The following is a 25585-nucleotide window of genomic DNA, read 5'->3' on the forward strand; positions in this document are numbered from 1 at the left end:
CCTCCCTAAACTTCTACTATTGTAAATTTTGTATGCGATCCCATTGGCTGACAATATCCGTAACGCGAACACCGAAGTTTTCGTCGATAACAACAACCTCGCCTTTGGCAATCAACTTGTTGTTGACCAGAATGTCCACCGGTTCGCCGGCAAGCTTGTCCAACTCGATAATCGAACCTTGGGACAATTCGAGGATATCTTTGATCTGCTTTTGGGTCCTTCCTAATTCTACGGTGACCTTAAGCGGAATGTCCATCAATAAGTTCAAATTATTAATGTCGGCTTGACCGTATGCCGGGTTGCCAAGGTTAGCGAATTGTACGGGCTGCACATTCACGTTCCTTCCGGGTACACCGCCAAAATGCTGCGGTTCGCCATAAGGCCGTTCTTGCGGCGGATAATAGTATCCTTGCTGCTGCATCGGCGGTTGTTGCATCGGCGGCTGTGCCATTGGCTGCTGTGCATGTGCGGGCGGCTGTTGGTAAGCCGGAGCCTCGTAAGCTGGTGCCGCGGCCGCCGGAGCTGCGGCTGCAACCTCTTGAGCGGACGGTTCGGAAGACGAGCCGTTAATGAGACTGTCGACCATTTCCTTCGCGAATTTGACGGTTAACAGCTGCATGATCGTCGAGTCGATCAAATCGCCGATCGTCAACCGGAACGAAATTTTGATCAAGGTTTCATCCGGCGGCAGACTGGCTACGCCGTCCCCGTTCGTCATGTTCAAAATATCGATCCCCGGTGGAGAAATATTTACAAACCGGTTAAAGATCGTCGACATGGAGGTCGCGGATGAGCCCATCATCTGGTTCATGGCTTCCTGAACCGCGCTGATATGAATTTCATTCAGTTCCTCATCAGCCGGGTTTCCTTCGCCGCCCAACATTAAGTCGGCAATGACCTGGGCATCTCTAGTTTTGATAACGAGAGAATTGACGCCTTCAAAACCGTCTACATATTGAACATGAATGGCAACATGCGGTTTCGGGAACTCCGTTTCAAACTGAGATCTCGTAATTATGGATACCTTGGGAGTTGTGATATCCACTTTTTTGCTAAGCAGGGTAGAGAGCGCCGTTGCCGCGCTCCCGAAGGTGATGTTTCCGATCTCGCCAAGAGCGTCCTGCTCCAGTGGCGACAAATAATCGGAGACCGTCGGTTCGGGTGCCGAGTCCGGGTTGGACTGCTTTAGCAAGGCATCGATCTCTTCCTGGGACAAATAATCTTTACTCGTCAAGTTCCTCAACTCCTTCGTTGACAATTTCATCAATTTGCACGGCAACTCGGTCTTTTAACGTACCGGGACTTCCGATATATTTCAATCGATCGCCAACCCTGATGGACAACCCGTCCTGCACCGATTTATTCAGGGAAATCACATCGCCTGCGGACAGTTCCAAAAATTCCTGAACGGTAATTTGGGACTCTCCGAGCTCTGCGATGATCGGAAGCTTGGCTCTATTCACACGATGGCGGAGCGCATCCACCTCTTCAGGCACCCGCGCTTTTTTCTGGGAGACGAACCAATGGTGCACCGACAGCTTCGGCATAATCGGCTCAATTACGACGTGAGGGATACAAAGGTTAATCATCCCCGACGTGTCCCCGATTTTCGTACTCAAAGAGATCAGCGCGATCGTTTCGTTCGGCGAAACGATTTGCATAAATTGAGGATTGGTCTCCAGACCTTCCATCCGCGGATTGATATCAATCACGGTTTTCCAAGCTTCCTGCAAGCTTTCGAACGCCCGGCTGAAAATTCGTTCCATGATAATCGTTTCGATTTCCGTTAAAGAACCGATTTTTGACGGTGCCGTTCCGATCCCCCCCAGCAATCTGTCCAACATGGCGAAAGCGATATTGGGGTGAACCTCCAGCACCATTCTGCCTTCCAGCGGCTCAGCCTCAAAAATGTTAAGGATCGTCATCTTCGGGATGGACCGGATGAATTCATCATACGGAAGCTGTTCAACCTGAACCACATTGATCTGGACAAACGTTCTAAGCTGTGCCGAGAAATAGGTGGTGAGAAAACGGGCAAAGTTTTCATGAATACGCGTCAAACTGCGGATATGATCCTTGGAAAAACGAACGGCTCTTTTGAAATCGTAAGCCCGGATTTTCCGCTGCGTCTCTTCCTTTTTCAATTCCTCGGCATCCATCTCGCCCGAAGAAAGCGCGGCAAGCAGGGCATCGATTTCATTTTGCGACAACACATCTACCAAACAACTCACCCCCTTGGAAAAGTAATCGAAAACCGATATTAGTCTAGATCGCCGTCATAATGAATTTGGTAATATCGATTTGAATCAATTTTCCTTCCGGCAGCGATTTGTTGATCAGGTTCAGCAGCTTCGAACTCATATTGTCCTTACCTCTGGCCCCGTTCAATTCTTCCGGCTTGGTGTCCGCCAGCGTTTTAATAATGATCGGCGTGATTTTGAAATCCTTGATTTTATCAAAGGCTTCCTTGGAAGCGGCGCTATCGAGCTGGAACGCAAAATCGAGGACAACGACATAATTCGGATCGGATAGATTCGTTTTGATATCATTGATGGTTGAAGTCACTTCAACCAGTTCATCCGCAGTCAAGTGTTTAGGAACGGTTACTTCGTCAACCGCGGCCTTCACTTCACCGCCCGAAGCCGGTCCCGTCATCTGATTGACGAGCAGAAAGGCGGCCATTACGATCAGGGTTATGGCCAGCAATATCGTAATCAGCCATGGTGCCATCTTTTTCATGACAATTCCTCCGTTTGTTGCACTTTAATAGTTGCTGCGTGGATACCGATCTCGCTGTAATACTCGTTGATCATCGCGATAATTTCGGACGCCTTCTCCAGCACGATAATACGCTTGCCGGTTACAAGGGTCACGTATGTATCGGGTGTTTCTTCTACGGTTTCGATCATAATGGCGTTAAGCCACATTTGCGCACCGTTGAGCTTGGTTACAGAAATCATGATAAACCTCCCAATTAGACCGGGGAAAGGAAAGTCCCCTTCCCCCGCTAACCTTCATCTTAACGCTTCAGGTTAACTACTTCCTGCAGCACTTCATCCGAAGTCGTGATAATCCGGGAGTTCGCCTGGAAACCGCGCTGCGCCACGATCATCTCGGTGAATTCGCCCGTCAGGTCGACGTTCGACATTTCCAACTGCCCAGGTACGAGCGCGCCAGTGCCGGTTTCCTGGCTGTTCGGAGCGGACATCACCAGTTCGCCATTTTGTGCATTCAAGGTCGTCCGATAGAGATTGCCCCCGATTTTCTCAAGACCTTCCGGGTTGGTTACCTTAGCTAACCCGATGGTTTGCCCTTCCTCGGTAGCCCCGGTGTTCAGTTTCTGCATGATAATACCGTTTGCTCCAATTGAAAAAGCAGTAACATCATCCTCAATAGCCTCCAACGGTTCACCGTCTGCGTTACAAACGAGCAGACCATCGGATGTCACCAAACGGCGGTTCGCATCCAGGTGGAAGTCACCGGCACGGGTTAGAAAAGGGACCTCCTGCTCGTCATTCAGTGTCACCATGAAGAAACCGTCGCCGTCGATCCGCAAATCAAGCGGATTGTTCGTCGTCTGGGCGCTGCCGCCGGTGTGCAGCGTGTCGATCGATCCGATGGAGACCCCAAGACCTATTTGTCTAGCGTTAATACCACCGGTTTCGTCGGTAGGTGCGGTTACCCCTGCAACGGTCTGGCTCATAATATCCTTAAACATAACGCGTCCCGATTTAAAACCAACGGTATTTACGTTGGCAATATTGTTGCCGATCACGTCGAGTTTCGTTTGAAACCCGCGCATGCCTGAAACACCCGAATACATGGATCTTAACATTTTGCAAAATTCCTCCCCTGGGACAAATGTAATTTCTAGGACCGCTTCAGTCGATCCGCGGCCCTTGTCGGCTTCCGAATCCGGGCCAGCCAATTGTTTGTCAAATGATAACTGCGCTGTCAATCTGGGTGAATACATTGTCCTTCATGCTGCTCCCATGCATCGCCGTAACAACCGTGCGATTATTCACGTTGACGATCAGGGCCGTATCTTTCATTAATATCAAAGTTTCCTTCGCGCCTTTGGCGGCCGCACTGTCGATCGCCGATTCGATGCGGCTCAGTTCCTCCGGCTTAAGCTCAATTCCGCGCTGCTCCAGCCTTTTCACGGCATGGTTGCTGAAATGCAGCAGCCGATCCTGGAGCATTTCCTCGAAACTTAAACCATTGGGTGAGCTCTCAGCCTGCTGATTTCTGGAGTAGGGGACCGTCCCCGGCTGAATCCGGCCGGTATACAGGTGCCCTATACGGATTGGGTCGCTCACTCCGCACCCGCTCCTTGTTCTGCCGGTGGAGGCGCATTGTTGCCCGTACCGCCGTCTCCTTCGGCAGGCTGCTCCGGTTCCGGTTCAGGTGCGTTCTCCACCTTTTCAACCTTGGTAAGCTCGATTTCTTTATCGCCAACTTTCACGTAATGAACACCGCCGCGAACGATAATCGAATCGACCAAACCGCTCTCTGTCGTTGCGATCACTTCCGGTTTCCCGGTCGCAATATCGTAGTTGCCGGTCTTCGTTTCTCCCGCCCAGCTTACCATTTTACCGATCAAGCCCGAACTGTTGCCGAGCGACGCGCTCATCGCCTTTAGCTGATCGGATATGTTGGTCAACTGTTCGACCGAACTGAACTGGGCCATCTGCGCAACCATGTCTTTGTTATCCATCGGAGACATCGGGTCTTGGTACTTCATCTGAGCCATCATCAGCTTCAGAAAGTCGTCCTTCCCCAGTTTGTTATCCAATTTACTGGCTCTTTCGACATTCTCGGTCGAATAATGCGGCCAGTTGACCTTCGGTGGTATAATTTCGGCCATGAAATCAGCCTCCTTTCTGCTAGGCTCTAGCCACAAAGGAACTTCCTAACGTTCCTTCTGTTTCTCTGACGCTCGAGATCCACTCGTTCCATTCCTCGTTCAGATCATGGATGCCCAGCAGTTCTTCCTCGGAAACCACTTCACGACGCTTTCCGTTTTGCTGTTGCCCCGTACCGCTTCCCGGTTGACGACCATCCTGGTACATATGGGAGGACAACGGCGTGTTTTGCGTCACTTCCAATTTGTTGACCTGGAGCCCTTGGGACTGCAATGCCGATCTGAGTTGAGCCATTTGGGATTCAAGCGATTCCTTGGCAAAAGCGTGCTCCGTCATAAACTGGGCGATCATTTGGCCGTTTTGCATCGTAATTTTGACGTCTACTTGTCCCAAATGCTCGGGAAAGAGCGAAATTTTCGCCTCGGATACGCCGCCCGCCTGAATAATCTCCAGCTTGCTCACCAAGAAGCGGGACATTTCTTCGCCGAACTTCTCGACCGGTACCGGAGGAGCCGGTGCCTTTAATGGAGCCGCCGCCGCATCGCGAAGGGCTAATTGCCCCGCCGTCACCACGTTGCCCGATTGAAACGGATGTTCGCCATCCGAGGTTTCTACGGCAGTAGAAGCCGTATCTTCACCTGCCAGCAACACTGTGGATGCCGATGCTTTGACCGAAGCGGTCTCGGCTTGAGAGACTACTTGCACTTTCGGAGCTTCAGCCACATTCTTGTCGGCGGCTGTCCCTGTCCGATCCGGATGAACGGACGAGTTCTCCTTCAAAATGCCTTTCAAATCAGCCAGAGTCGATGCGTACTTCCCGGACGGTGACTTATGTTCTCCGGTGATTCCTGCCGAGGAAAGAAGCGTCTGCAGCGATTCCAAAAGAGCTTTCGCCTGCAGCGAATTCAGCTCGGCGTTTGCCGAAGGTTTTGAACCTGAAGCCGCCACCAGTTGGACCAACGTATCCTGAACCGCGAATCGGACTGTTTCGGCATGCTCGGCCAGCGCCGGAATCCCCGAATCGCTTGGAGCCCCGTCGGAACCGTCGGCTTGCTGCACGTTTTGCAGATAGAGATGCGCATTTTGCAGCCAGCCTTGCAGCATCGCGAGGAGTTCCGGATTCTCCGCCAGCGCGTCATCCAACGATTCCAACTGCTCAAGCAGGTTTTCCAGCAGTGCGTTCAAACTTTCGTTCTCGCCTTCTGCCGCCAACCCGTTCGACGTGTCCGTCAAGCCTGCCAAAATCGCCAACTGTGCGGTCAACTGTCCTTCTTGCGAGCCGGCCTCCCCGGCGAGCATCGATACCAGCGTTTGACCGAAGGTAGCTCCTGTGCCTTCCGCGCCCGCCACTTTACCGGCGCTTCCGAACCACAATGATTTTGCGGGAGCTGAAGTTCCTACATTAGATAATGGTTGACTCATTTTCTTTTCACCTCCTTTCCCTAGAGGTCGTCCAAAAAGTCATCCCCTGCTGCTCACTTGCCGACCAGTTGGTTTACGATCTTCACCGACAGCTTCTCATCCGCTTTGGTCATGGCGTCCAAAATTTTGGATCGCGTTGTGTCATCGATCGATTTCAAGATTTTCAAAGCCTTTTCCGGACTGATTTTATAGGTCTGGACAATCAGCTTGGAAGCTGAATCCGCCGACATCGTTCGGAACGTTTGACTGAGCTGCGCATCATCCAACGCGGCCCCGGAGGCTTTGGCAGGCGCCTCTTCGGTGGCTTCCTTTTTCAGCCGGGATTGCAGCGCCGCAATCGCCAGGTCTTCCGCCGGCTTAACGTCTTTCAGCCGGATGGAAATATTCGCCGCTTTCTCGGGATCCATTTTTTCCAAGATAGCCACTTTGCTCTCGTTGCTCATGACGCTGAACATCTGAAGTGTTTCATCGGTGGTCAACTTGTCAAAAATCGCCGCCGCCTTGCTTGGACTCATCGCCGAATAGATCGATGCCAGTTTTTTGACTTCCTTTAAATAAGCGGCTTCTTCTTCGGCCTTTTTCTGCTCTTCCTCCGCATTTTGCGCGGTATCCAGCTGTTCCTGGAGCTCCTTCGTTTTCGTTTCTTGCTCAGCGGCAAGCTGGTTGGCTTGCTTCAACTCATCTTCCTGCTTGGCCACCTGCTCTTTCAATTCTTTAACGGTAGCCTCGGTGCTTTCCTGCTGCTTTTTCTCATCCTTTTCCGCATCCTTGGCAACTTCTTCCGTTTGATCCGGGATCCAGTTTTTGACGATCGGGATTTTCTCACCGATATCCAGCAAGGATTGTTTGATATTTACATTGAATAAGGTCAACAACACGCCAAGCAGTACGACCGTGAACAAGATCGGGGTCATAAAGAACAAAAATCTTGATAACCCTCCGCCTGACTCCTCCAGTTCCTCATCCAGTTCAGTCTGTGACATTTCTTCTCCTCCTTCGCAAACCCATTGTAGGCCCCGACTCCTTTAACGGGCTCTCATGGCGAACCGGACCGTTGCCATTTCATCCAATTCGTTTTGTTCCCGAAGAAGCAATTCTTGCTGAAACTTTTCCTTCGCTTTGTCCCTGGCTTTCAGCCACACTTTTTCATCCAACATCTTCGTGCTTAATATCGACTTTTTCTGGTCCACATTGACTTCCGCCCGCTGCACATCTCCGATTTTTCGCGTGATGCAGTTTTCGAGATAGTCCATATACCGTTGAAGTTCTTGCAGCTTGATCATCGAAGCCTTGTTTTCCATCTCATTTTGAATGGCGGTATGGATTCGTGACCGCTCCTCCACCAACTGTTCCAGGGAGCACTGCTCCGCCTGTAGAATTCCTACGGCCGCAGACAGCATCCATTCAGCCTGAGTCTTCTCATTGGACTTCAAGTCCACGACCTTCTGATATACGTAACGGAATCTCATCCTTTACTATTCAGCTCCTTGCAAATTCGGAAATAAGTTGTTCCTGCGCTTCGGGCAGCGTCACTTTCTCATTGACCTTCTGTTTCGCAAAAGCCCAAATCCGCTGGATGTAACCGATCGCTTCATCGATTTCCCCATTGGAGCCCTGTTGGTATGCCCCAATATTGATGAGATCCTCGGAATCCTTGTACACGGCCAGAAGCCGTTTCAGATTCTCGGCGGCATCGTTTTGTTCATCGGTCACAATGTCCTTCATGACCCGGCTGATACTGGCCAAAATATCAATGGCGGGAAAATGCCCCTTATTGGCGATATTCCGATTCAGTACAATGTGTCCGTCCAGAATGCCGCGCACGGCATCCGCGATAGGCTCATTCATGTCATCCCCGTCTACCAGCACGGTATAAAACGCGGTGATCGAACCCGTTGGTCCCGTGCCGGCCCGCTCCATCAGCTTGGGCAGGGCGGCGAACACGGACGGGGTGTAACCCCGCATCGCCGGCGGTTCGCCGACCGCAAGCCCCACTTCCCGCAGCGCCATGGCGTAACGGGTGACGGAGTCCATCATCAGCATGACGTTCAACCCGCGATCCCGGAAATATTCCGCAATCGTCGTGGCGATGAGCGCCCCTTTCATCCGAATCAGGGCCGGCTGGTCCGAAGTCGCCACGATCACCACGGATCGTTCCAATCCTTCCGGTCCCAGATCGCGTTCGATAAAATCCAGGACCTCGCGGCCCCGTTCGCCGATCAGCGCGATGACATTGACATCGGCCGAGGTGTTGCGGGCGATCATTCCCATCAAGGTACTTTTGCCGACCCCGGAGCCGGCAAAAATCCCGACCCGCTGGCCTTTCCCGATGGTCAGCAAACCGTCGATCGCCCTGACGCCGATGCTGATCGGCTCAATCACACGCGGCCGGTTGAGCGGGTTCATCGGTTTGTTATACGTCGAGTAGTGGCCCATCCGCGAGGGAAGAACGGAGCCGTCAAGCGGCTGTCCCAAGCCGTCGAGCACTTTGCCGAGCAGCTCCGAACCGACCTGCACAGTCAGGGGTTTCCCGGTACCGACCACATCGCAGCCCGGTCCGATCGACGTCAGTTCGCCGAGCGGCATGAGGAGCACCTTGTTGTCCCTGAAGCCGACAACCTCCGCTTGCAGCGGCTGCGACGACTTGCTCGGGTAGATGTAGCAGACATCCCCGATGCTCGCATCCGGACCTTCCGACTCTACCATCAAACCGATAACCTGGGTGACCTTGCCATTGATCCGAACCGGGTCCAGCTGGCGAAGATGGTCGATATATCGAGCCGGATTAATGATCGTCATTCGTCATTCCCCGTTCCTCGGTCTGCCGCGAAATCCGCAGCAGCTCCTTCTTGATTTCGGCAAGCTGGGTATCGATTCTGGCATCCACACTTCCGAAGGAAGAACGGATGACGCATCCCCGGTCCTGAACCGATGGATCGGGAAGAATCTGCAGCTCGGCCTGCGAATCGATCACCAGGCTAAGCTCTTCCCGCGCCGCTTGCACAAAAGCAAACTGTGAGGGCGATACGCAAAGCGTCAGTACGCCCTGCTCCCGTTTTCGCGACAAGCTCTTCTTGATCAGTTCCACCGAGTAGTCCGGCTCCACTTCAAGCTGTCTGTCGATAATCTTCTCGGCGATCGCACAGCTCAGTTCCACCAAAAACGGCTCGGCCTCTTGGATAATCCGCTCTTTCTCAACATAAGCTTGCTGCAGAACAGCGCCGGCCTCACTCATCATTTCATCGATTCTGAGCTTAAGGGCTTCCTCGGCCTGAACACGGCCTTCTTCAAAGCCTTCATTGAATGCTTCCGATTTTACGGCCTCGATCAGATGTTCGTCCTGTTCCCGCCGTTCTTTCCACCAGTCTTCAATCTGTTGCCTGGCTCCGGCCAAAATCTGCTCAGCCTGCTCGGAAGCGGCTTTCACCTGGCTTTCCGCAAATTCTTTAGCGTCGGCCAGCATCTGTCTTCTGGCTTCTTCCGCCGCGGCATCCTGTGCCGAAATCACTTCCTCCTGCACAGTAGCCATATCATCGTCTGATCGCTGTTCCTCGGATGCCTCATACGTTTTGGCCAAATTCAGCTGTTTCAAAATGTCCACCGGAACGTATTGGGATACTTTGATCAAATTAGACAATGATGTCATCTCCTCCGCCGCGGGCAATTATAATCTCTCCGGCATCTTCCAACCTGCGGATCGTTGCTACGATGCGGGTTTGAGCTTCTTCCACGTCACGAAGCCGCACGGGCCCCATAAATTCCATTTCTTCCTTGAACGTATCGGACATCCGTTTCGACATGTTGCGGAATACCGCCTCACGAACTTCTTCGCTCGCCACTTTAAGCGCAAGCTGCAAATCCGCGTTTTCGATGTCGCGGATAATCCGTTGAATCGAACGGTTGTCGATGTTGACGATGTCCTCGAAGACGAACATCCGCTTTTTGATTTCTTCCGCGAGCTCCGGATCCTGAATTTCCAGCGAGTCGAGAATCGTACGTTCCGTACCGCGGTCGACGCCGTTCAAAATTTGAACGATCGCTTCGATGCCGCCGGCGCTGGTGTAATCCTGGGTCACGGTAGCGGACAGTTTTTGCTCCAGCACGCGCTCCACTTGCGAAATAACCTCCGGAGACGTGCTGTCCATGACAGCGATTCTCCGGGCCACTTCGGCCTGCTTCTCCTGAGGGAGGGAAGACAGAATGACCGCAGCCTGTTCAAATTGCAGGTATGACAAGACGAGAGCGATCGTTTGTGCATTCTCGTTCTGAATGAAGTTCAAAATTTGATTCGGATCCGCTTTGCGGGCGAAATCAAACGGTCTGACCTGCAGAGTGGCCGTCAGGCGGTTGATGATATCGATCGCTTTCGACTGGCCGAGCGCCTTCTCCAAAATTTCTTTGGCGTAAGTAATGCCGCCTTGGGAAATATATTCCTGAGCGAGACAGATTTGGTGAAATTCCGCCATAATCATCTCTTTTTCGGCACTGTCCACTTTCCGGACATTGGCAATTTCCAGGGTCAATTGTTCAATTTCGTCCTCACGCAAATGCTTGAAGATTTGGGCGGATACTTCCGGCCCGAGTGTAATCAGCAGAATCGCCGCTTTCTGTCTGCCGCTTAAAACTTGGCTTGTTGTTGATTTTGACAATGCGTTCACCTCTATTCGTCAGCCAGCCAGGTGCGAAGCAAGTTGACGAATTCGTCCGGCTTCTTCTTGGCCAGCGTCTCAAGCTGTTTGCGCACTTGGTTTTCGTTTGTGACAGATTCCAAGTTAATGGAAGGAAATTCCGGCGTAAGCGGCAGCGGGATTTCTTCTTCCACCTCTTCAGCTTTGCCTTTTCTGCGAATCAAGAGGAATACGACCCCCGCGATAGCGAGCAACGCTGCGGCTCCAATTCCCCATACGATCGGGCTCGAAAGACTCAAACCGGAACGTTCTGTCCCAGAATTATGAAAAGGTTGGGAGTAAACTGAAACTTTTCTCTCCAAATCTGCGTCTGTATAAGTAGTACCAGAATCAGCCAAATAGGAACCGACAATATTGGTCAAGATATTCTTAATATCCGTTTGAGTCTGCTGATCCAAATTTTCTTGACCGTCGGGTGGTTCAACTGCAACATTAATGGTTAAATCTTTTATAACGTAGGGACTGGCTACAATATCCTTGGTAATTCGGTTCACTTCGTAGTTGATCGTGGACGAAGATTCTTCCGAAGAGGAGCCCCCGCTTCCTGCTTCGGTACCCGGGTAGTTCGATACGTCCGTTTCACCGGTCCCCGCTACTCCGCTGTCAGGGCTTCCCTGTCCGGTGTAGCTCTTTTGAATTTTTTGAGCACTGATTTCGATACCTTTTATATTTTCGGTATCTACAGGCGTCACCAAGTTTTCCTTTTGGCTGACCTGGTCAAAATTGAGCTTGGAAGTCACCAGCACTTCCACTTTGTCTTGACCCATCAATCTGGACAAGAACTGTTTAACGCTTTGTTTTACGTCGCTCTCGAATTTTTTCTGAAGAGCCATATTTTCCTGGACCGCCGTCGTCAGCGATCCGATTTGGCCGCCTTGCCCCGTAGGAAGAAGCACGGTGTCGTCGCTCGAAGACAAGGAGATGTTTTCGACCGGCAGGTTAGGCACGGATGTTTTAACGAGGTTAAAATATCCGTCGACCGCTTCTTGCGTCGGGCGGTAGCCCGGCTTAAACGTCAGTACCACGGAGGCGGAAGCTTTCTCCTGTTCCTCTGGACTGGCAAATACATTTTCGGCCGGAAGATTGATCAACACCTTGGCGTCGTTTACGCCTTGCATCCGTTTCAAGAGTTGCTCGATCTCGCCGTTCAATGCGCTCTTATACTTGACGCCGAATTCGTTGTCCGTCATCCCGATTAGGGAAGAACTCTCATTAAAGGATTCCCAGCCGATGGAGCCATTCTGGATGATCCCCTGGGACCCTACATCGACTTTGACGCGGGAAGCGTCTTTGCTGGGAACCGAGATACTGGTGCCATCCGGCCCGAGTTTGTAGGGAATTTTTCCCGACTCCAGGTGCTTGATAATCCCTGCTGCATCCGTGGAGTCCAGTCCGGTGAAGGCTACTTCGTATTCCGTTTTAGAAAACTGGATCGTTAATAGGACAATCGCCAACAATACAATGGCTACAGTGGAAATTAGCAAAATTTTCTGTTTTTTGCTGAAATGGTTCCAGTATCCCGTTAATTTATCCCGATACTGGGCAATTCTCTCATTCACAACGTCACCTCATCCGAAGCATGCTTTTTTTATTAAATTTGCGTACGCATAATTTCTTGATAAGCTTCTATCACTTTATTTCTAACTTGCGTAGTCAACTGCAAACTTAACATCGCTTGCTCTGAGGTGATCATCACCTGGTCCGCGCTTACTTCACCAAGCAGAAATTTGTTATTCATGGACTGTACATTTTTTTCCTGGGCGTCTACCCCGTTTAGGGCTTCCGTAAGAAAGGCGCCGAACTCTTTCAGGGATTCCGCGGGCGTGGGAGAAACCGGCTTACTGGGCTGATCTATGGCGTCCACGGCCTTTAAGGCATTAAAATTCATAGCCTGTATCAAAACTCAACACTCCTATCTTTCTGAAAGATTCTATTTACCGATTTGAAGTGCTTTCGTCATCATAGCTTTAGAAGCGTTCAAAGCCGTGACGTTAGCCTCATAAGACCTAGAAGCGGAAATGACGTCCACCATTTCTTTCAAAATGTCTACATTAGGCATATAGACATAACCTTCGCTGTCGGCATCTGGATGTGTGGGGTTGTATACCGGTTTAAACGGGGCCGAATCTTCCTTGATTCGGGTAACCTTTACACCTTGGCTCGGCTGACTGTTTCCGAGTGCGGAACCCAGGGCTTGACCAAAGTCGGTCTTCATAGGGGACAGCACCACCATCTTGCGGCGGTAGGGAACGGCTTTGCCACCCACAACCTGAGCTCGGGTCGTTTCGGCATTGGCGATATTTGAGGATATGACATCCATCCGGAGCCGTTGAGCCGTCAATGCGGAAGCACTAATGTTAAAAGCGTTGCTGATCTTCAAAATGCGTTATCTCCCTTCCAAAGCGGTTCGCTTCATTTTGATTTGGTAATTGACTTGTTCTATGTAAGAATTGTAGCGGAGTTGATTTTCAGCCAACTGAGTCATTTCGCTATCAATATCCACATTATTTTGGTTATTGGTCATCATCGTTGACTGATCAGTATAAACTTCAGGTCCGGCCAAACGGGCCGATAGACCTATTGCAAAATGTTTCGAATGAGTTCTTCGCCCCTCCAAGGCCCTCGTCGCTCCGCTCATTTCCTGCTGCAAAAGACTTTCAAAGGATACGCCCGATCGTTTGAAGTAAGGGGTATCCACGTTTGCAATATTATTGACAAGAACTCCTTGCCTAAGATTGGCCGCCTGCAAAGCAGTTTCCAAGCGTTGGAACCCGATACCATTCAATAACTGCATCTAATTTCCCCCCTTGTAAATACATTAATAAACCAAGTTTTAAATATTCAACGGCCTTTCCAACATTCCTCTTTTTTTCGACAAAAAACTAGTTTTTTACGTCTTTCAAATGTCCTAATGTAGAAAAAAATAGGAGAATGTCATATATCCTAAGTTTCAGGGAGAATCGACATTATTACAATAAGAAAAAAGCACTATCTTTGACGAAATTGACGATATTTTTTGCACTTTTTGAAATTATTTCAATTTTTCGCAATATTTCGACACGTCCTATTCCCATGTTAAATCCTGGGTAATACGAAAAAAGACCGTAAACCCGATGGATAGACTGGGTCTTACGGCCTTTGTAAATGTATAGTGAAAACCAGAACAGGTCCTACTTGCTACAAGATATATTGGCTTAAATCGCGATCCTTGGCTATATCCCCCAACTTCTCCCGAACATATTCGGGGGTAATCGTCATTTTTCCCAAGGTTAGTTCAGGCGCTTCAAACGATAGGTCCTCCAGTAACTTCTCCAAAATCGTATGGAGTCTTCTCGCTCCGATGTTCTCCGTATTGGCATTCACGCTGGCCGCAATGGCGGCGATCTCGCGAATCGCTTCCGGAGAAAACTCGATTTCGATTTCTTCGGTCCGCAGAAGCTCAACATACTGCTTGGTCAAAGCGTTCTTGGGCTCCGTTAAAATCGAGACAAAATCATCCAACGACAAGCTGCTGAGCTCTACCCGGATCGGAAAACGCCCCTGCAACTCGGGAATCAGATCGGACGGTTTGGCGATATGGAAGGCTCCGGCCGCGATAAACAGAATGTAGTCCGTTTTGACCGGTCCATATTTGGTCATCACCGTAGATCCCTCCACGATGGGCAAAATATCGCGCTGAACACCTTCCCGGGACACGTCCGGACCGGAACCTTGGCCCCGGCTGGCGACTTTATCGATCTCATCGATAAAAATAATCCCGGTTTGTTCAGCACGCTCCACCGCCTCCTGAACCAGGTCGTCATGATCGATCAGCTTTGACGCCTCTTCCTGGGTCAGCACCTTTCTCGCTTCCTTAATGGACAACTTTCTGCGCTTTGTGCGGCGCGGCAGCAGGTTTCCAAACATCTCCTGCATATTCATACCCATCTGATCGTTCCCTTGGCCGGCAAACATATCCATCATGGTCGGGGCATTGTCCTCCACCTCGATCTCCACGATGTCGTTCTCCAGTTGCCCGGCAAGCAGTTTGAAGCGGACCTGGCGGCGGCGTTCCGCCAGATCGCCGTCCTCCTCGGACTGCTCCTGAGCCCCTTTTGTCTCACCGGCATTCTGGTTTCCGAACAGCAGCTCCAACGGATTCCGGCTGTTCTTGGACTTGTTCGGGGACGGCACGAGAATTTGCACCAAGCGTTCATTGGCTAGATCCTCAGCCCTATCCTTCACCTTCTCGGTCCGCTCCAGCTTAACGGTGCGAATCGCGGTTTCCACGAGATCGCGCACCATCGATTCCACGTCTCGCCCGACATAACCGACCTCCGTAAATTTGGTGGCCTCAACTTTGATAAACGGAGCACCCACCAGTTTGGCAAGACGCCGGGCAATTTCCGTTTTCCCCACGCCGGTGGGGCCGATCATAAGGATGTTCTTCGGCACGATCTCATCCTGGACTTCTTCGCTCAGCAGACTGCGGCGGTAGCGGTTTCGCAAAGCGACCGCCACCGATTTCTTCGCCTGCTTCTGCCCCACGATGTACTTATCCAATTCGGCGACAATTTGTCTGGGCGTTAAATTGGCGTTAGGCATAAGTTCGTTCCCCCGATCACAATTCTTCAACGATGATGTTGCTGTTGGTATACACGCAAATCTCCGAAGCAACCTGAAGCGCTTCACGCACGATGTCTTTGGCCTCCAGCTGCCCGGCATGGCGTTTCAAAGCCCGGGCCGCCGAAAGCGCAAAGTTCCCGCCGGAGCCGATAGCGAGCACATCGTCATCGGGCTCGATGATCTCCCCGCCTCCCGAAATTAGCAACATTCCGGAGTGATCCATCACGATCATCAGCGCCTCGAGCTTGCGCAGAACGCGGTCCTGGCGCCAATCCTTTGCCAGTTCCACCGCCGCCCGCTGCAAATTCCCGTGATGCTCCTCCAGCTTCCCTTCAAACTTCTCAAACAGGGTGATGGCGTCGGCCACCGACCCCGCAAAACCGGCCAGGACTTGACCTCTGTACAAACGGCGGACCTTTTTGGCCGTCTGCTTCATGACGACGCTTTCGCCGAAGGTCACCTGGCCATCTCCGGCGATCGCTCCTTTGCCGTTATGTCGGACCGCGCAAATCGTGGTCGCATGAAAACTAGGAACCATAGCTACCGCTCCCTTTCATTACTCAATTTCTAGATGGAATCGCTCTTTTATCGTATGCCTCAACCCGGTCCTATAGCCCCGTACGATCCATGAAAGTACGCAGGCTATCGAGAGCGCGGCGGGCAAGCGCTTCATTTTTTTCCGCTTTTTTCCGGTGCCGGGTCTCCAGCTTCGGAAACAACCCGAAATTGGCATTCATCGGCTGAAAATGCTTGAAGTCAGCGGTTGTGATGTACCGCGCCATACTGCCGAGCGTCGTATCTTCGGGGAAGATGATCCCCTCCCGCCCGGCATACGCCTGCGCCGCATTAATGCCCGCGATAAGACCTGAAGCGGCCGATTCAACATATCCTTCCACCCCGGTCATTTGCCCGGCAAAAAAGAGCGTCGGGCGCTCCTTCAACTGATAAGTCGGCTGCAATAATTTAGGCGAATTGATAAACGTATTGCGGTGCATCACGCCATAACGAACGAATTCGGCGTTTTCGAGTCCGGGGATCATGGAGAACACCCGCTTCTGTTCGCCCCATTTCAAATGCGTTTGAAATCCTACCAGATTGTACAGCGTGCCTGCCGCATTATCCTGACGCAGCTGAACGACCGCATGCGGAAGCTTGCCCGTGTGCGGATTCACGAGCCCGACCGGCTTCATCGGACCGAACAGAGCCGTTTGTTTGCCGCGGCGCATCATAATCTCGATCGGCATGCAGCCTTCAAAATACACTTCTTTTTCAAACTCTTTCAATTGGGTGACCTCGGCCGCAATCAAGGCCTCATAGAACGCCTCGAATTCTTCCTCCGTCATCGGGCAATTCAAATACGCGGCCTCCCCCTTGTCATAACGGGATGCCAAGTAGACTTTGCCCATATCGATAGAGTCCTTCTCCACGATCGGAGCGGCCGCGTCATAGAAATAAAAATAGTCCTCGCCTGTCAAACTCCGGATCTGCTCCGACAGAGCCGGGGAGGTCAGGGGACCGGTGGCGACGATGACGATACCGTCCTGCGGAATCTCCCTGATTTCTTCATTCACAACCTCGACAAGAGGGTGCTCATGAAGCGTCTTCGTAATCTCGCCGGAGAAACCGTCCCGGTCGACGGCCAAGGCGCCTCCCGCCGGTACGGCATTCCGGTCCGCGGACCCGAGAACAAGCGAGTTCAACATGCGCATTTCTTCCTTCAAAACGCCGACCGCATTGGTCAGGCCGTTTGCCCGGAGCGAGTTGCTGCATACCAGTTCCGCGAATTTATCCGTGTGGTGGGCCGGCGTTTTGACAACCGGCCGCATCTCATATAACGTAACGGGCACGCCCCGGCTCGCAAGTTGCCAGGCGGCTTCACTGCCCGCCAGGCCCGCTCCGATGACGGTTACCCTATTCTTCTCTGTCACTTTTGAATTCCCCCGCATCTCTCGCTGTAACGCATATTCTAGTTCATTCAAGTTTAGGAATTATTCCACTGCCGCCTCATCATCCTGCTCTTCAATCGGCTCTGTGTAATCGCAAGCGGTACATTGCAGCTTGCCCCCCTGTTTGTTTCGCTTAACGACAAGCAGCGAGCTGCACTTCGGGCAAGGCTTCGGCGACGGCCGGTCCCAGGACACGAAATCGCATTCCGGATATCTGTCGCAGCCATAGAACACGCGTCCCTTTTTGCTGCGGCGTTCGACGACATGCCCTTCTTTACACTTCGGACAGGTGACTCCGATGTCCTTGACGATCGGCTTCGTATTCCGGCAATCCGGGAACCCGGAGCAGGCCAAAAACTTACCGAAGCGACCCAGTTTATATACAAGCGGCTTTCCGCATTTTTCGCAGATCTCATCGGAAACCTCATCTTCGATTTCGATTTCCTTCATTTCTTCTTCCGCGACTTCCAGACGCTTCTCAAAGGTCTCGTAAAATTCGCCCAGGACCCTCACCCAATCTTCGGAGCCTTCCTCCACATGGTCAAGGTCACCCTCCATATGGGCGGTAAATTCAACGTCCAGAATCTCCGGGAAAAATTGCTCCATTTGTTCAATAACGAGCTCACCAAGCTCGGTAGGCACGAATTTCTTCTCTTCAATCGCCACGTAACCGCGTTTCTGGATCGTTTCCAGCGTCGGGGCATACGTACTCGGCCGACCGATCCCGAGCTCCTCCAACGTCTTCACAAGCCGGGCCTCCGTATATCTTGGCGGCGGCTGGGTAAAATGCTGCTTCGGCTCAATCGATTCAGGCGTCAGCTTATCTCCGCTGTGCAGAGGCGGCAGGAACTTGTCGTCCTCGGTGGTTCCATCATCATTGCCTTCTACGTATACCTTCATAAAGCCCGGAAAGCGGATTTTGGATCCCACGGCCCGGAAGGTCGCGTCGCCTGCGGCAATATCCACGGACATCGTATCCAGAATCGCGGAAGCCATTTGACTGGCCATAAAGCGTTCCCAGATCAGCTTATACAGCCGATATTGGTCGCGGCTGGTAAACGCTTTAACCGATTCGGGATCTCGCATAGCGGAAGTCGGGCGGACCGCTTCGTGAGCATCCTGGGCTCCGGCCGCCTTTTTGGAATACTGCCGCGGCGATTCAGGCACGAAGTCTCCCCCGAACTTGCCGACGATATATTCCTTCGCCTCTTCCTGGGCTGTTGTGGAAATCCGCGTCGAGTCCGTACGCATGTAAGTGATCAGACCCACGGTGCCCTCCTTGCCGAGGTCTACACCCTCGTATAGCTGCTGGGCCACGGACATCGTCTTGGCCGCACGGAAGTTTAACTTCCGCGCCGCTTCCTGCTGCAGGGAGCTGGTCGTAAAAGGAGCCGCAGGATGACGCAGCCGTTCCTTCTCCTTCACATCGGCGACCCGGAACTCCGCTTTCTCGATGGACTTCAGGATTTCTTGCACCTGTTCCTCGTTGCCGAGTTCCAGCTTCTCTCCCTTATATTGATGGAACTTGGCCTCAAACGGCGTTTGTCCGGTTTTGAGTTTGGCCGTAATGCTCCAATATTCCTCCGGAATAAAAGCCGAGATTTCATTCTCACGATCGAGAATGATCTTCACGGCAACCGATTGAACGCGGCCGGCCGACAACCCTTTCTTAACCTTTTTCCACAACAGCGGGCTGATCTTGTAGCCGACCAGACGGTCCAAAATCCGCCTCGCTTGTTGGGCATTAACAAGGTCCATATTTATTTTTCGCGGAGTTTTAAAAGCATCTTTTACGGCGTCTTTTGTAATTTCGTTAAAGACGACGCGGCAGCTTTCCGATTGGTCCACATCCAGAACATGGGCCAAGTGCCAGGCGATCGCCTCTCCTTCGCGATCCGGGTCAGCCGCCAGATAGATTTTCTTCACCTTTTTGCTGGCATCCTTTAGTTCTTTTAAAACTGAACCTTTCCCACGGATTGTAATATACTTTGGACTGAAGTCGTTCTCCACTTCAACCCCGATCTGACTTTTGGGCAAATCGCGAACATGACCCATTGAAGCTTTCACGATGTATTTGCTCCCTAAGTATTTGCCAATCGTTTTCGCCTTGGCCGGCGACTCGACGATGACGAGAGAATCCGCCACAGGTTCATCCTCCTCTCATACAGCTCACTACTGATTTTCTCGATATTTTGAATTCTTGATATATAGCCTTAATATGAAACCACTCACCGAAGAATGGACTATATAATCCTATAAACAGAACCCGGCAACTGAACTACCGCTTTTTTCATGATTAAAGATAACAGAACTGAATGTAAATGTCCAAAATCCCACCCGGAACGATGCAGCAGTTCCTCAAAAGCCATGTCTCCCTGCTCCAACATATGGTATATGGCCCGCTCCTCAGTTGTCAAATCGGCTGCGGACGGCATGGCCTCGGGACCCTCATAAGCCCTTGGCAGGAACGATTCGTATTCCTCCAAAACGTCCGCGGGCTCCATGACCAGCTTGGCGCCTTGCTTAAGAAGGCCCAGCGTCCCCCGGCTCTTGGGGGAAGTAATCGGGCCCGGCACGGCGAACACGTCGCGGCCTTCCTCAAGCGCCTGATCCGCCGTGATCAGCGAACCGCTGCGGGAATCGGCTTCCACGACGACCGTCCCCCGCGTCATTCCCGCCAGGATCCGGTTGCGCTGCGGAAACAATCCGGGATGCCCCGGGGTGCCAACCGGGTACTCGGACACCAGGAGCCCGCGCTCCGCGATGCACCTGTACATCGCGGCATGCTCCCTCGGATAAGCTACGTCGATCGCCGTTCCAAGCACCGCGATGGTCGATCCTTCCGCACGCAGCGCGGCTTCGTGGCAGACGCCGTCGATGCCGCGAGCCAGCCCGCTGACGACCGTCACCCCTGAGCTGCATAAAGACTCCGCAAGCCAGGCGGCCACTTTGCGGCCGTAAGCGGTCGGCACCCGGGTGCCGACCAAGGCGACGGATAAGCTGTTCAGAAGCGCCCGGTTCCCGATGGTATACAAAACCCAAGGCGGTTTTCCCGTTTCCTTCATTAATATAGGATATGACTCATCGAAAATCGTGACCGGTTCAATACCCTTCTGCCGCATCACTTCCGCTCGCTCCTCGATCCAGCCGGCCGTAAACCGCTCCGTCACGCGGAGGGCCAATTCCGGTTCAAGATCCCGCTCCACCCAATCGCCGGGTTCGAAATCGAGAGCGAACGCCCAATCCTCATTCTTCGACAAGATCCCTTTTATTTTTTTCCATCCCAAACCGGGGCATTCATGGAGTCCTATCAGAATCCAACGTTTATCCATCCCTTCCCTACCTCCCTCTCGGTTAAGATCAATCCATAAAAAAAGCAACCCTCCATCCCTTTAGGAACAGAAGGTTGCTTACCTTTGGTTTGATTATACCAGAAATCCCCTAATGTGTCGTGCAGGTATTCAAAATGCCCTGCTCTTCGAGCACACTAACCAGGGTCGCACCCATTTCGGAAGGCGTCGGCGCCACGCGGATACCGCATTCCTCCAGCTTGGCGATCTTCTCGCTGGCCGTCCCTTTGCCCCCGGAGATGATCGCGCCGGCATGGCCCATCCGTTTACCCGGAGGCGCCGTTACGCCACCGATAAAACCGACAACCGGCTTCTTCATATTGTCGCGAATCCACTCCGCCGCTTCTTCCTCCGCCGTACCGCCGATTTCCCCGATCATGATGACGGCGTAAGTGTCCTCGTCCTCGTTGAATCTCTTTAGAATATCGATAAATTCCGAACCTTTGACGGGATCGCCGCCGATCCCGACCGCCGAGGATTGACCGATGCCGCGGGTTGTCAACTGATGAACCGCCTCATACGTGAGCGTACCGCTGCGCGACACGACGCCCACATGGCCCGGTAAATGGATGTATCCCGGCATGATGCCGATTTTGCACTCGCCCGGCGTAATGACGCCCGGGCAGTTCGGTCCGATGAGAACCGTTTTTTTGCCTTCCATATAACGCTTTACTTTGACCATGTCCAGCACCGGAATTCCTTCCGTGATGCAGATGACCAGATCCATCTCCGCTTCAACCGCCTCGAGAATCGAATCCGCGGCCGCCGCGGGAGGTACATAGATGACGCTGGCGTTGGCCCCGGTAGCTTCCTTGGCTTCGCGGACGGTATTAAAAACCGGAAGGCTGACGGTTTCTCCGTTCTCCAAAGCGATATCCACCGTTGTCCCGCCTTTGCCGGGCGAAGTTCCTCCGACCATTTGCGTCCCGTAATCCAGTGCCCCTTTGGCATGGAAAAGGGCGGTTTTTCCCGTAATCCCCTGGGTGATGACTTTTGTATTTTTATCGACCAAAATACTCATGCTTCGAGCCTCCCGTTCATGGATATGGTGATGAGATCAAGATACGAGCGAAACGATTTTTTGCGCGCCGTCCGCCATCGAATCCGCGGACACGATCGCAAGGCCAGACTCGGCCAAAATCAATTTGCCCTTCTCCACATTCGTGCCTTCCAAACGAACCACGAGCGGACGATCCAGCCCGACCTGCTTCGCCGCTTCCACGATCCCGGAGGCGATGACATCGCATCTCATGATGCCGCCGAAAATATTGACGAAAATCCCCTTCACCTTCGCGTCGGAGAGGATGATTTTGAACGCTTCCGTAACTTTCTCGGCCGTTGCGCCGCCCCCTACGTCCAGGAAGTTGGCCGGATCCCCGCCGTAGGTTTTGATGATGTCCATCGTGGCCATCGCCAAGCCGGCACCGTTGACCATACAGCCGATATTCCCGTCCAAAGCGATGTAGCTCAGATCATACTTGGAAGCCTCGATCTCCTTCTCGTCCTCTTCTTCCAAATCGCGCAAGGCCAAAATATCCGGATGGCGGAACAGCGCGTTGGAATCAAAGTTAAGCTTGGCATCAAGCGCCATCACATCCCCGTCGCCGGTAACGACAAGCGGGTTGATCTCCGCAATGGAGCAGTCCTTATCGACAAATGCGCGATAAAGCGCCAGCATAAACTGGGAAGCCTTATTCACCAATTCCTTCGGAATGTTGATGGCAAATGCCAATCTCCGGGCTTGATAGGCCTGTAGACCTATTGCCGGATCAATCACTTCTTTAAATATTTTTTCAGGCGTCTGCGCCGCCACTTCTTCAATCTCCGTACCGCCCTCTTCGGAAGCCATCATCACGACGCGTCCGGTCGCCCGGTCCACCACGACGCCGACATAATATTCCTTCTTAATATCGCAGCCCTGCTCAATCAGCAGCCGCTTGACTTCCTTGCCTTCCGGCCCCGTTTGGTGGGTAACCAGCACCTTCCCCAGAATCTCCTGAGCATAAGCGCGTACTTCATCCAGGTTCTTCGCGACCTTGACACCACCGGCCTTCCCCCGGCCTCCAGCATGGATTTGCGCCTTGACGACAACCACCGGACTGCCCAGCGTTTTCGCCGCCTCTACGGCTTCTTCCACCGTAAATGCCACTTGCCCTTCGGGGACGGCGACCCCGTACTGCTTAAGGACTTCTTTTCCTTGATATTCATGGATATTCATGCTTGGAATCCTCCTATCAACAGGCGGTTTTAATGGTAGTCAAACAATAGTAAAACCCAAATTATTGTACCATGTTTTTAAAACGCTTTCCTTAAAAAGTTCATGATTTATACACAACTTTTTTATATCATAATCATCTCATTCCGAGATGAATTTATCCGGTTTATTGGATGTATCGCGGCAATGATAGCGTTTTAGCTATGCCAAATTTCGATGAAACCCGCAAATTTCCTTTAATTTTGTCGAAAAACACTTAATCCATTATTGTGCTATCTGCACTTGCTTTTTTTCATATATATCACTTGTTAATCTTGGGTAATGAACTAGGTAACGATGTCGCAAGCTCCTGTATAAATAGTATATAATTGGAATTGAACTGATTTTTACTTGAAACTGGATCTGTCGAACTCCGTATTCATAAAAAAGGAGCTGATCTTGTGTTTATCGCGCTTGTGCTCATGTTGATCGGGATTTTGATTATTTTTTATGGTATATTTACCAGAAGAAAGCCTTCTTTCGGTTGGAGAAGCAATGAAGGCTGGAAAGTCAAGGGCGACTCGGAACCGAGCGAATCTTATTTGGAGTATATGAAATTTGCGGGTTTTGTAGCGATTCTGCTTGGCTCCTTCTTTTTGGTGTGTGGTCTTCTAAGCTTATGGTCGGCCTTGGCTTCTTAATGACCCGGGGGCAAACCCGGGGTTGACTTTTTAGCGGGAAACTTCTAAGATACGAACATAAGAATATGGAAAATATGGAAGCACCTTTTTTCCGGAATTCGGCCTAACCGGCCTTTCAACGGGAGAGGGGTGTTTTTTATTGTACGGAAAACTGTATAGCGCCTGTCTTTATGGAATCGACGGCGTTTTAATTGAAGTCGAGGTGGATTTGGCGAACGGGATCCCGCAGACCCAGGTGGTAGGCTTGCCGGATTCCGCGGTTCGCGAAGCGGTAGACCGCGTAAGGGCAGCCATCAAGAACTGCGGCTTTGCCTTTCCGCTGCAGCGGGTGACCATCAATCTTGCTCCGGCCGATTTGCGGAAAGAGGGCACGGCCTTTGATCTGGCGATCGCGCTCGGGCTATTGACCGCTAGCGGTCAGGTCACCCTTCCGGCGAGCGGAAACATGCTGGTTATCGGTGAATTGGCTCTCGATGGAACACTGCGCGGGGTTCCAGGAATCCTTCCCATGGTCGACCTGGCCCGCAAGCGCGGCTTTCAGGCTGTCCTTGTACCCAAAAGCAGCGTCTCGGAAGCGCTGCTGCTGGAGGGGGTCACCGTCTTCGGCATCGGCCATCTCAGTGAACTGGTTCCCGGGTGTCAACGGGATCAAAACCTCACGGAATCGGTTGTCCTTCATTCTTTAGACCATTTAAAGCAAACGAGAAGCAGCGTGCCTGCCGGCAATCCTGCCCAACTTCCGGACACCCTGCGCGAGGATTACCGAGACGTGCTTGGCCAACGGCCGATCAAGCGGGCCCTGACCATCGCCGCGGCCGGAATGCACAATATCGTGCTCATCGGCCCGCCCGGCACGGGCAAAACGATGCTCATCCGCCGCCTCCCCGGGATATTACCCCCGCTTACCCCCGAAGAATCGCTGGAGGTTACCAAGATTTACAGCTCCGCCGGCAAGTTGAAGCAACGGGACGGCTTGATGACCAAACGGCCTTTCCGCTCGCCGCATCATACGATTTCCGGTGGGGGCCTTATCGGCGGCGGAAGCATCCCCAAACCGGGCGAAGTCAGCCTCGCCCATAGAGGCGTCTTGTTCCTGGACGAACTGCCGGAGTTCTCCCGCAACGTCCTGGAAGTACTCAGACAGCCGCTGGAAGAGCGGATCGTCACGATCAGCCGTTCACGGGCCGCATTCACCTTTCCGGCGCACTTTTTGCTCGCCGGGTCGTTAAATCCGTGTCCGTGCGGCTGGTTCGGATCGGAATTCCCCCAACCCGTTTGCACCTGTCCGCCTTTTCGAATCGCTCAATATCGGGAGAGAATTTCCGGGCCCTTGCTTGACCGGGTGGATATGCAAGTGGAGGTACCTCGCCCACAGCGCTGGCAGGAGGATACGAAGCCGCTCTCCTCGAAAGAAATGCGGGAGCAGGTGCGGCGGGCCGAACAAATCCAACTACAGCGTTACCAGGGCCTGGGGATTTCCCGGAACAGCGAATTATCCGGCAGCCTGCTGCGAAAATACGCCCAGATGAGCTCGGGAGCTGTACGTTTGTTGGATGCCTCCTTTGAAACCCTGGGACTCAGCATGCGTGCCTACGACCGGATCGTGAAGCTGTCACGCACGATTGCGGACCTGGAGGGACTGGAGAATATCCGGGAAGAACAGGTTGCAGAAGCAATTCAATACCGCCACCTCGACCGCCGGCAGTTGGATGTATCGGGATAATCCAATACAACAATTTCCAAATTTATTATCGATCAATAAAATAAATTTAGGCTTCTTGCTTTGGGATAGCGCCTTACCCACCACCTCTCCA

Annotated in this window: 26 protein-coding genes; 2 read left to right on the forward strand and 24 right to left on the reverse strand. The window is 52.2% G+C overall.

The genetic code is table 11. The features are described from left to right. Window positions 1-16: 16 nt before the first annotated feature. The 24 genes from fliY to sucC all read right to left on the reverse strand — a co-directional run bounded on the left by fliY (window position 17) and on the right by sucC (window position 23094). Complete coding sequence (gene fliY / locus V4U84_RS01260; RefSeq protein ID WP_334072975.1) at window positions 17-1234, reverse strand: flagellar motor switch phosphatase FliY; 1218 nt, start codon at window positions 1232-1234, stop codon at window positions 17-19. Continuing rightward, window positions 1224-2222: a flagellar motor switch protein FliM gene (gene fliM, locus V4U84_RS01265; protein ID WP_334072976.1), complete on the reverse strand. Its 999-nt coding sequence runs from the start codon at window positions 2220-2222 to the stop codon at window positions 1224-1226. The genes fliY and fliM overlap by 11 nt, the downstream gene beginning before the upstream one ends. Window positions 2223-2265: 43 nt before the next feature. Further along, window positions 2266-2739, reverse strand: coding sequence for a flagellar basal body-associated FliL family protein (locus tag V4U84_RS01270; RefSeq protein ID WP_334072977.1), 474 nt, complete (start codon window positions 2737-2739; stop codon window positions 2266-2268). Then, the gene (locus tag V4U84_RS01275) at window positions 2736-2960 is read right to left on the reverse strand and encodes a flagellar FlbD family protein (protein WP_334072978.1); all 225 of its coding nucleotides are present in this window, start codon (window positions 2958-2960) and stop codon (window positions 2736-2738) included. The genes V4U84_RS01270 and V4U84_RS01275 overlap by 4 nt, the downstream gene beginning before the upstream one ends. Window positions 2961-3019: 59 nt before the next feature. Then, window positions 3020-3835: a flagellar basal body rod protein FlgG gene (gene flgG / locus V4U84_RS01280; RefSeq protein WP_334072979.1), complete on the reverse strand. Its 816-nt coding sequence runs from the start codon at window positions 3833-3835 to the stop codon at window positions 3020-3022. 100 nt (window positions 3836-3935) lie between these two features. After that, on the reverse strand, window positions 3936-4319 hold the full coding sequence (locus V4U84_RS01285; protein ID WP_334072980.1) for a TIGR02530 family flagellar biosynthesis protein: 384 nt from the start codon (window positions 4317-4319) through the stop codon (window positions 3936-3938). Further along, entirely contained in the window at window positions 4316-4867 is a 552-nt protein-coding gene (locus V4U84_RS01290; RefSeq protein WP_334072981.1) for a flagellar hook assembly protein FlgD, read from the reverse strand. The genes V4U84_RS01285 and V4U84_RS01290 overlap by 4 nt, the downstream gene beginning before the upstream one ends. Before the next feature lie 19 nt (window positions 4868-4886). Next, on the reverse strand, window positions 4887-6287 hold the full coding sequence (locus tag V4U84_RS01295) for a flagellar hook-length control protein FliK (protein ID WP_334072982.1): 1401 nt from the start codon (window positions 6285-6287) through the stop codon (window positions 4887-4889). Window positions 6288-6340: 53 nt separating this feature from the next. Then, on the reverse strand, window positions 6341-7270 hold the full coding sequence (locus V4U84_RS01300) for a MotE family protein (protein WP_334072983.1): 930 nt from the start codon (window positions 7268-7270) through the stop codon (window positions 6341-6343). A gap of 42 nt (window positions 7271-7312) precedes the next feature. Continuing rightward, window positions 7313-7756, reverse strand: a complete 444-nt coding sequence (fliJ, locus tag V4U84_RS01305) for a flagellar export protein FliJ (RefSeq protein ID WP_334072984.1) — start codon at window positions 7754-7756, stop codon at window positions 7313-7315. Window positions 7757-7766: 10 nt separating this feature from the next. Beyond that, window positions 7767-9086 carry a flagellar protein export ATPase FliI gene (gene fliI, locus V4U84_RS01310; protein WP_334072985.1) on the reverse strand — a complete coding sequence of 440 codons (1320 nt, stop codon included), beginning with the start codon at window positions 9084-9086 and terminating at the stop codon, window positions 7767-7769. Continuing rightward, window positions 9073-9924: a FliH/SctL family protein gene (locus V4U84_RS01315; protein WP_334072986.1), complete on the reverse strand. Its 852-nt coding sequence runs from the start codon at window positions 9922-9924 to the stop codon at window positions 9073-9075. Before V4U84_RS01315 ends, fliI begins: the two co-directional genes overlap by 14 nt. Continuing rightward, window positions 9917-10936 (reverse strand): flagellar motor switch protein FliG, encoded by a 1020-nt coding sequence (fliG, locus tag V4U84_RS01320; protein ID WP_148449852.1) that lies wholly within the window; start codon window positions 10934-10936, stop codon window positions 9917-9919. The genes V4U84_RS01315 and fliG overlap by 8 nt, the downstream gene beginning before the upstream one ends. A gap of 11 nt (window positions 10937-10947) precedes the next feature. Further along, complete coding sequence (gene fliF, locus V4U84_RS01325; RefSeq protein WP_334072987.1) at window positions 10948-12534, reverse strand: flagellar basal-body MS-ring/collar protein FliF; 1587 nt, start codon at window positions 12532-12534, stop codon at window positions 10948-10950. Between the two features lie 32 nt (window positions 12535-12566). Beyond that, entirely contained in the window at window positions 12567-12875 is a 309-nt protein-coding gene (fliE, locus tag V4U84_RS01330) for a flagellar hook-basal body complex protein FliE (RefSeq protein WP_416367196.1), read from the reverse strand. Between the two features lie 30 nt (window positions 12876-12905). After that, window positions 12906-13355 carry a flagellar basal body rod protein FlgC gene (gene flgC / locus V4U84_RS01335; protein ID WP_334072988.1) on the reverse strand — a complete coding sequence of 150 codons (450 nt, stop codon included), beginning with the start codon at window positions 13353-13355 and terminating at the stop codon, window positions 12906-12908. A gap of 6 nt (window positions 13356-13361) precedes the next feature. Beyond that, window positions 13362-13769 carry a flagellar basal body rod protein FlgB gene (gene flgB, locus V4U84_RS01340; RefSeq protein WP_334072989.1) on the reverse strand — a complete coding sequence of 136 codons (408 nt, stop codon included), beginning with the start codon at window positions 13767-13769 and terminating at the stop codon, window positions 13362-13364. 383 nt (window positions 13770-14152) lie between these two features. After that, window positions 14153-15559, reverse strand: coding sequence for an ATP-dependent protease ATPase subunit HslU (gene hslU / locus V4U84_RS01345; RefSeq protein WP_334072990.1), 1407 nt, complete (start codon window positions 15557-15559; stop codon window positions 14153-14155). Between the two features lie 16 nt (window positions 15560-15575). After that, a complete protein-coding gene (gene hslV / locus V4U84_RS01350) occupies window positions 15576-16118 on the reverse strand; it encodes an ATP-dependent protease subunit HslV (RefSeq protein WP_148449862.1) in 543 nt (180 codons plus the stop codon). Window positions 16119-16188: 70 nt separating this feature from the next. Then, window positions 16189-17508, reverse strand: coding sequence for a methylenetetrahydrofolate--tRNA-(uracil(54)-C(5))-methyltransferase (FADH(2)-oxidizing) TrmFO (gene trmFO / locus V4U84_RS01355; protein WP_334072991.1), 1320 nt, complete (start codon window positions 17506-17508; stop codon window positions 16189-16191). 60 nt (window positions 17509-17568) lie between these two features. Continuing rightward, on the reverse strand, window positions 17569-19671 hold the full coding sequence (gene topA, locus V4U84_RS01360; RefSeq protein ID WP_334072992.1) for a type I DNA topoisomerase: 2103 nt from the start codon (window positions 19669-19671) through the stop codon (window positions 17569-17571). 98 nt (window positions 19672-19769) lie between these two features. Further along, on the reverse strand, window positions 19770-20858 hold the full coding sequence (gene dprA / locus V4U84_RS01365; protein WP_334072993.1) for a DNA-processing protein DprA: 1089 nt from the start codon (window positions 20856-20858) through the stop codon (window positions 19770-19772). Between the two features lie 109 nt (window positions 20859-20967). Then, entirely contained in the window at window positions 20968-21897 is a 930-nt protein-coding gene (gene sucD / locus V4U84_RS01370; protein WP_334072994.1) for a succinate--CoA ligase subunit alpha, read from the reverse strand. Between the two features lie 36 nt (window positions 21898-21933). After that, window positions 21934-23094 (reverse strand): ADP-forming succinate--CoA ligase subunit beta, encoded by a 1161-nt coding sequence (gene sucC / locus V4U84_RS01375; RefSeq protein WP_334072995.1) that lies wholly within the window; start codon window positions 23092-23094, stop codon window positions 21934-21936. Between the two features lie 437 nt (window positions 23095-23531). On the opposite strand from sucC, the gene V4U84_RS01380 reads away from it, so the two are divergent. Together V4U84_RS01380 and V4U84_RS01385 are read left to right on the forward strand one after the other, a co-directional pair. Beyond that, a complete protein-coding gene (locus V4U84_RS01380; protein WP_334072996.1) occupies window positions 23532-23771 on the forward strand; it encodes a DUF6199 family natural product biosynthesis protein in 240 nt (79 codons plus the stop codon). A 139-nt stretch (window positions 23772-23910) separates the two neighbouring features. Continuing rightward, the gene (locus tag V4U84_RS01385) at window positions 23911-25494 is read left to right on the forward strand and encodes a YifB family Mg chelatase-like AAA ATPase (protein ID WP_334072997.1); all 1584 of its coding nucleotides are present in this window, start codon (window positions 23911-23913) and stop codon (window positions 25492-25494) included. Window positions 25495-25585 lie beyond the last annotated feature (91 nt).

It is taken from the genome of Paenibacillus sanfengchensis (genome assembly GCF_036864765.1).
In the GTDB taxonomy this organism is placed as follows: Bacteria; Bacillota; Bacilli; order Paenibacillales; family Paenibacillaceae; genus Fontibacillus; species Fontibacillus sanfengchensis.

What these genes read in the sequence shown, in the direction of transcription:
- V4U84_RS01270 (WP_334072977.1), bottom strand. Translation starts at nt 2,739, where the DNA reads ATGAAAAAGATGGCACCATGGCTGATTACGATATTGCTGGCCATAACC.
- sucD (WP_334072994.1), bottom strand. Translation starts at nt 21,897, where the DNA reads ATGAGTATTTTGGTCGATAAAAATACAAAAGTCATCACCCAGGGGATT.
- dprA (WP_334072993.1), bottom strand. Translation starts at nt 20,858, where the DNA reads ATGGATAAACGTTGGATTCTGATAGGACTCCATGAATGCCCCGGTTTG.
- V4U84_RS01275 (WP_334072978.1), bottom strand. Translation starts at nt 2,960, where the DNA reads ATGATTTCTGTAACCAAGCTCAACGGTGCGCAAATGTGGCTTAACGCC.
- flgB (WP_334072989.1), bottom strand. Translation starts at nt 13,769, where the DNA reads ATGCAGTTATTGAATGGTATCGGGTTCCAACGCTTGGAAACTGCTTTG.
- flgG (WP_334072979.1), bottom strand. Translation starts at nt 3,835, where the DNA reads ATGTTAAGATCCATGTATTCGGGTGTTTCAGGCATGCGCGGGTTTCAA.
- hslV (WP_148449862.1), bottom strand. Translation starts at nt 16,118, where the DNA reads ATGGTTCCTAGTTTTCATGCGACCACGATTTGCGCGGTCCGACATAAC.
- hslU (WP_334072990.1), bottom strand. Translation starts at nt 15,559, where the DNA reads ATGCCTAACGCCAATTTAACGCCCAGACAAATTGTCGCCGAATTGGAT.
- sucC (WP_334072995.1), bottom strand. Translation starts at nt 23,094, where the DNA reads ATGAATATCCATGAATATCAAGGAAAAGAAGTCCTTAAGCAGTACGGG.
- fliJ (WP_334072984.1), bottom strand. Translation starts at nt 7,756, where the DNA reads ATGAGATTCCGTTACGTATATCAGAAGGTCGTGGACTTGAAGTCCAAT.
- V4U84_RS01290 (WP_334072981.1), bottom strand. Translation starts at nt 4,867, where the DNA reads ATGGCCGAAATTATACCACCGAAGGTCAACTGGCCGCATTATTCGACC.
- V4U84_RS01300 (WP_334072983.1), bottom strand. Translation starts at nt 7,270, where the DNA reads ATGTCACAGACTGAACTGGATGAGGAACTGGAGGAGTCAGGCGGAGGG.
- fliI (WP_334072985.1), bottom strand. Translation starts at nt 9,086, where the DNA reads ATGACGATCATTAATCCGGCTCGATATATCGACCATCTTCGCCAGCTG.
- V4U84_RS01295 (WP_334072982.1), bottom strand. Translation starts at nt 6,287, where the DNA reads ATGAGTCAACCATTATCTAATGTAGGAACTTCAGCTCCCGCAAAATCA.